Here is a 6,218-nt window from a genome sequence, read left to right on the forward strand (position 1 = left end):
TTGCTCACGGCCTCGATCTGCTCGACGGGGTTGTTGCCGAGGGCGTTGCCGCCAAGGGCGACGACAATACGATCGGGCTTACCGTACGGTTTACTCATAGTGTTCGTTCACTTCCCAGCTATTAGCGAAGCGTCGCGTACATCATGGCCTTAATGGTATGCATGCGGTTCTCGGCCTCCTGGAACACACGAGACTGCGCGCTCTCAAAGACCTCGTCGGAAACCTCCATCTCGGTCACGCCGAACTTCTCGGCAATCTCGGCGCCGATGGTGGTCTGCGTATCGTGGAAGCTCGGCAGGCAGTGCATAAAGATGGCGCCGGGGTTTGCCTTGGCCATGACCTCGGGCGTTACTCGATAGGGAGAGAGAAGATCGATTCGGCTCTTCCACAGCTCCTCAGCCTGGCCCATACCGACCCAAACGTCCGTATAGATCACGTCTGCATCCTTGACGCCCTCCTCGATATCCTCAGTGAGCTGGATCGTGCAGCCATTCTGAGCGGCGATCTCCTGGCAGCGCTCAAGAAGCTCGGGATCGAAGTGCGTGGCGCCCTCGACATCGCCCTTGGGTCCGCAGGAGCAGAAGTTAATGCCGAGCTTGGCGCAGATAACCATCAGGGAGTCGCTGACGTTGCCCTGCTCCTTGCCCATATAGGTGAGCTTCATGCCGCGCGTGTCGCCAAACTCCTCACGCATGGTAAGAATGTCGGCAAGGGCCTGGGTGGGATGGTACTCATTGGTCAGACCGTTCCAGACGGGAACGCCAGCCTTGGCGGCAAGCTCCTCGACGACAGACTGGTCAGAACCACGGTACTCGATACCGTCATACATACGGCCGAGCACGCGGGCGGTATCCTCGATGGACTCTTTCTTGCCCATCTGCGACGAGCCGGGGTCGAGGTAGGTCACGCCCATACCCAGGTCCATACCGCCGACCTCAAAGGCACAGCGCGTGCGCGTGGAGGTCTTCTCAAACAGCAGGACAATGTTCTTGCCCTCGAGAAAGCGGTGCGGATAACCGGCGCGCTTCATATCCTTGAAGTTCTTTGAGAGGTCGAGCATGTACTCGATTTCCTCGGACGTAAAGTCAAGCAGGGTAAGAACGCTTCGACCAGAAAGATTAAGAGCCATGATTTGAGTCCTTTCGATTGTTGGAACACACAAGGAGGGATGGGCGGCGCAGACGCACACGCGCCGCCCAGATACGCTAAAGCTGACTAGATTTCCTCACGCCAGAACGGCATGGTCATGCAGCGCGGGCCGCCGCGACCGCGAGAAAGCTCCTCGGAGGGAGCGACGAGCAGCTCGACGCCAGCCTTGTAAAGAGCATCGTTGGTGACAACGTTGCGCTCATACACGCAGACCTTGCCCGGTGCGACCGCAAGAGTGTTGGAACCATCGTTCCACTGCTCACGGGAAGCCTCGATCGGATCGCCGCCACCGCACTCAATCATGGTGATATGGTCCATACCCGTCGCAAGCTCGAGGATATGCTGCAGGGTGCCCTCGAGTTCCTCGATATGCACCTCCCCCTCCGAATCGCCCTTGGTCAAGCGGTAGGCACGAAGCGTCTGGTAGATGCCGGGATAGACCGTGAACTTATCGCGATCGACCTGCGTGCAGACGGTGTCGAGGTGCATGTAGGCATAGCCGTGCGGAATCTTGATGGCATAGATGTTCTCGATCTCGGCCTCATCGGAACCCCAGAACATATTCTTGGCGAGCTCATCGATGGCTGCAGTCTGGGTGCGCTCGGAAATACCGATGGCGAGCGTCTTGGCGTTGATGTTGAGGATATCGCCGCCCTCGATATGCCACTCGCTGTTGTGGTCGTACCAGATGGGGCTACCGGCGTAATCGGGATGGTTGCGCAGCACCGTTTCGTAGAAGATTACCTCGCGGTTGCGCTGATTCCAGTACATGCGGTTCATGGTAGCGCCCTTGCCCACGACAGCCAGAGGGTCACGGGAGAAATACGAGGCCGGCATGGGGAACAGCACCATATCGTCAGCCTTCAACTCCTCGCCGTCCATACTGGCAAGAGAACCGCCAACCTTGGGGATCTCGAGGTCGCGAACGTAGAGGCCGCCCATGGCAGCAAGGACAAACTCCTTGTTGTCCTTAATCGAATCAAGCTTCTCGACAACGGCCTGGCGAAGGGCCGCGTTGGAGATGCCGGACTCACCCATGAACTTCGTCATGAACTCTGCGCGAGTGCCCTCGACTTTGTCAAACGTCTCAGCGAGCAGCTCTTCCATATAGACGACCTCGGCGCCAGCGCCGCGAAGAAGGTCGGTAAACTGATCGTGCTCTTTCTGGGCATAGTCCAGATAGAACGCGTCGTGAATCCAAACGCGGTCGAAATCCTCCGCCTTCATGTTTACAAGATCCATACCGGGGCGATGGACGCACACCTTCTTGAGGGCGCCAATCTCGCTATGAACGTTCAGTCCTTTGTTCATCTCTATCCTTCTTTCTCACAACTTGTATGTGGGGTTTTGCATTTACGGCAGGGGGATAAGACCCGAAACCGCAGTGAATGCCATGCAGATAACGCTTACGACCAGGAAGAATTTCCAAGCGACCTTCCACCACTGGCCTAGCGGAATCTTGCAGACGCCAAGACCGGCAACGAGCATCGCGCTTGTTGGCGAAATGAGAGACATGGCCGCGCTGCCCATGGAAAGACCAGTAACTGCGGCCTCGGGGTTTAAGCCCATCAGCTCAACAAGCGGGCCGAAAATGGGAATCGTAAGAGCAGCGATGCCCGAGGAGCTCGGAACGAGGATCGACAGAAGGTTATCCACGACATAGAGAATGCTCGTAAAGATAACTGCCGGAACTCCGGAGAGAGCCGTGGCGAGCGTGTTGAGAATCGTATCGATGATGAGGCCGTCATTGGCGATTACGAGGATTCCGCGGGCGAGGCCAACAACGATGGCAGAGAACGCGAAGTCTGCAATTCCCTTAACGAACTCGCCAGCGATCTCCTTCTCATTCATCCCGGAAACAACACCCGAAAGAAGGGCCATGGCCAAGAAAATCGCAGAGATTTCGTTCATGTACCAGCCCTGGGCCACCAGACCCCAAATGATGGCGGCAAGTCCAAGCACGAAAATAACCATAACGGCTTTCTGCCTACCGGTGAACTCGCTATCGAGGAGATTCTCGTCCGCACCAAACTCTTTGCGCTTCTCGATATCATCGTGGAAAGCTGGGGATGCCTCGGGATTCTTCTTAACCTTGAGGGCATACATCACAACCCATGCGATGGCAACTGCAGTGAGCACGACAAGGGCGATAGTACGCAACCAAAGCTGGGGGTTGCCCTGGATACCGAGGATGCCCTGGGAAATCAGGACGTTGAACGGGTTTACGGTAGATGCGATGTATCCGATACGGGCACCCACAAACACCGTCATGAACGCTGTAATTGAGTCGAAGCCCATGGCCATCATGATCGGCATAAGAATCGCAAAGAACGGAAGCGTCTCCTCTGCCATACCAAAGGTGCTGCCGCCCAAGGCAAAAAGCACCATTAGGATCGGAATGATGAGGACGTCCTTGCTCTTGAACTTCTTCACCACTCGGGCGACGCCGCTCGTGATGGCTCCGGTCGCCGTGATGACCTGGAAGGAACCTCCCACGATCATAATGAATGCAACGACCTCGACCGCTTGCTGGATGCCGATCGCAGGGGCCTCAAGTACTTCGAAGATGCCTTGGCGAAGATCGACCTCGTTGCCGTCCTCGTCCGTATAGACCTTATCGACAGGCTCATAGGTGCCCGAGACCGTTACCTCGCGACCGTTAACCTCCTGGCGCTCAAACGAACCCGAAGGCACGACCCAGGTCAGAACGGCAAATACGGCCATCAAGACGAGAATGATGGTGTACACGTGCGGGACTCGAAGAGTGCGCTTCTTTTCTGTCTCTGCCATCTCTCCTCCTTAATTCAGGGGTTTTTCGTTGCCGGCAAAGCCATTGTGTCATCGCGCAAAACACCCTTCCGTCTCTTCGCCCGCCAACGAAGCGCATCGACCCGTAAACGGATTTCAGATTGATGTAATTTGTCAATTTGCTATCTAAATTGATGTTTAACATTAATTACTAAGTCGGTTCGTGCCATTCACCTGTGACAGATATGATGTAAATTGAATCAAACTCGTAATGTGCCACTATGGAAGCAATAAACACTCACCGCCAAAGCGAGGTCACATGTCCGCATTGCATGTTCAAAATGAAATAGGAAAGCTAAAAAAGGTGCTTCTGCACTGTCCCGGCCCCGAAACGCGCAACTACCCCGACGGGCAGTTCAATCGGGTCTTTACGTTGCGTCCGTCTAGCAGCTCATTCGATCTTGATAAAGCCCTTAGGGAGCATCATGCTTACTCGGCGATGCTCGAGCACGAAGGGGTAGAGATTCTCTATCTTGAAAACCTTCTTACCGAAGCCCTTGATGCGACAGACCAAGCGCGTCGCTCCTTTATCGATAGCTTCATTAGAGAATGCGGCGCGTGCGGCATTGAGCTCGAGTCCGCTATTCGCGATTACCTCGAGCACATCGAGGGCTCCCGCGCTCTGGCCCAAGCGGCCGTCAACGGCATCCGTTATTCCCAGGTCTTCGACACGGATAAAGAGATGTTCAGCCTCGCAAAACTGACAGGAGACGCATATTCGCCTGACGACCTTCTCGTAGGCCCCCTTAACACCATGTGGTTCACGCGCGATCCGGCGAGCGTCATCGGCGAAGGTGTCACGCTCAACCATATGTACTGGTCAGAGCGCAACCGTGAGGTTATCGCCTACAAAACGATTTTTAGCTATCACCCGGATTTCCGCGAGATCCCTCAGTTCTTCAAGCATGAATCGACTTACCACATTGAAGGCGGCGACCTGCACAACCTCAATAGCGAGAACGTTGCCGTTGGTATATCCCAACGAACCGAGCCGGCAGCGATAGATACCCTAGCAAATAACTTGCTCTGGGATGAGCGCTCAACTATTGAGTCCGTATGGGCCATTCAGGTTCCCTACGATGATCTCTGTATTCATCTCGACACATACTTCACTCGTGTTGGCTACGAGACATTCCTCGTAGCCCGGGAGCTTCTCGATCAAGCGCGAGTCTACCGCATTACACGGGGCAGATCGGAAAGGACAACCCGGGCGCGCCATGTCGAAGGTGGGCTGAAAGAAGCCTTGAGATTAGCCCTGGGTTCAAGCTCGCTGCAATTCATCCCTTGCGGCGGTTCAAATCCCGGAGCGGCGGAGGTCGAAAGAACCAACAATGCCATAAGCACCCTTTGCCTGGAGCCCGGCAAGGTCTGCGTATACGAAGAGAACGCCGAGACTAACAAAGCACTGGAGCAGGCGGGCATTGAACTTGTGCCCATCTCTATCTTTGAGCTGACAAACGGCTTTGGCGGCCCCAGCTGCCTCTGCCTTCCCCTCGTCCGCGCTTCATAACATGGGAACGGGTCAAAACATAAAGGCTCTTCGCAAGCGCGAGCAGCTCACGCAAGAGGAGTTCGCGGCACTCATCGGCGTCTCCAAAGAAACGGTATGCCGTTGGGAAAAGGACCGCTATGCCATCCGCCGGTCAACATTGCTCAAGATCGTATCGAAATTCAATCTGCCGCTCGACGATCTCACATCTGAAACCGCAGGGCTTGCCGCAAAGCTCGACTACGAGGGGCAGAAGCGGAAATCCAAGGAAACTACTACTGACTCCCTTTGCGATGTATTTAAAATCCAGATGAATGGAGGCAGAACGGGACTTAAGCAGACCGGAACAACGGCGCTCCCCTCATCCGTATTCAAAAACCATCGCGGGTGCTTTTTTGTTCAAATGGACACATCTGCCATGTCCAAATGCTATCCGATAGGATCCCTTCTCCTGGTGGACCCCAACCTGAAACCCTGGAACGGATGCTCCGTCATCGCCTTGGCCGATAATTCCAGAATGGTCATACGGCGATATAGCACCGGCACGAACACAGTGATGCTGTCATCCTACTCATATCGCACGTCGGAACCGGATATTGTGCTGGACAAACGCCGAATCAGGATTCTCGGAGTCATCGTCTGGTTTCAGGCATCCCATGACCTGAGCATCTAATCAGATTGGCTCTTATTCGCCTTCCTCATTTGCTCGCGCTCCAAACAGCAAAAGCCCCGCAGTCGGAGCGGACTGCGGGGCTCATGAAGAGAGGCTAGT

General features: G+C 55.1%; 5 protein-coding genes and 1 pseudogene. 2 read left to right on the plus strand and 4 right to left on the minus strand.

Annotated elements, in window-relative coordinates; all coding sequences use genetic code 11:
- The 4 genes and pseudogenes from DXD77_RS09945 to DXD77_RS09960 all read right to left on the minus strand — a co-directional run.
- A pseudogene (locus DXD77_RS09945) lies at nucleotides 1-98 on the minus strand (carbamate kinase); the annotation flags it as partial.
- A gap of 23 nt (nucleotides 99-121) precedes the next feature.
- Complete coding sequence (argF, locus tag DXD77_RS09950; protein WP_117648554.1) at nucleotides 122-1,129, minus strand: ornithine carbamoyltransferase; 1,008 nt, start codon at nucleotides 1,127-1,129, stop codon at nucleotides 122-124.
- Nucleotides 1,130-1,215: 86 nt separating this feature from the next.
- Nucleotides 1,216-2,460, minus strand: coding sequence for an arginine deiminase family protein (locus DXD77_RS09955; protein WP_117648555.1), 1,245 nt, complete (start codon nucleotides 2,458-2,460; stop codon nucleotides 1,216-1,218).
- A 42-nt stretch (nucleotides 2,461-2,502) separates the two neighbouring features.
- Complete coding sequence (locus tag DXD77_RS09960; RefSeq protein WP_187361863.1) at nucleotides 2,503-3,939, minus strand: YfcC family protein; 1,437 nt, start codon at nucleotides 3,937-3,939, stop codon at nucleotides 2,503-2,505.
- Nucleotides 3,940-4,216: 277 nt separating this feature from the next.
- Here DXD77_RS09960 and DXD77_RS09965 point away from each other — a divergent pair, with 277 nt between their 5' ends.
- Nucleotides 4,217-5,467 carry an arginine deiminase family protein gene (locus DXD77_RS09965; RefSeq protein WP_158549139.1) on the plus strand — a complete coding sequence of 417 codons (1,251 nt, stop codon included), beginning with the start codon at nucleotides 4,217-4,219 and terminating at the stop codon, nucleotides 5,465-5,467.
- Between the two features lies 1 nt (nucleotide 5,468).
- Complete coding sequence (locus tag DXD77_RS09970; protein ID WP_117648557.1) at nucleotides 5,469-6,119, plus strand: LexA family transcriptional regulator; 651 nt, start codon at nucleotides 5,469-5,471, stop codon at nucleotides 6,117-6,119.
- The last annotated feature ends 99 nt before the right edge of the window (nucleotides 6,120-6,218 follow it).

Source organism: Collinsella sp. TM09-10AT (assembly GCF_003436275.1).
GTDB lineage: Bacteria > Actinomycetota > Coriobacteriia > Coriobacteriales > Coriobacteriaceae > Collinsella.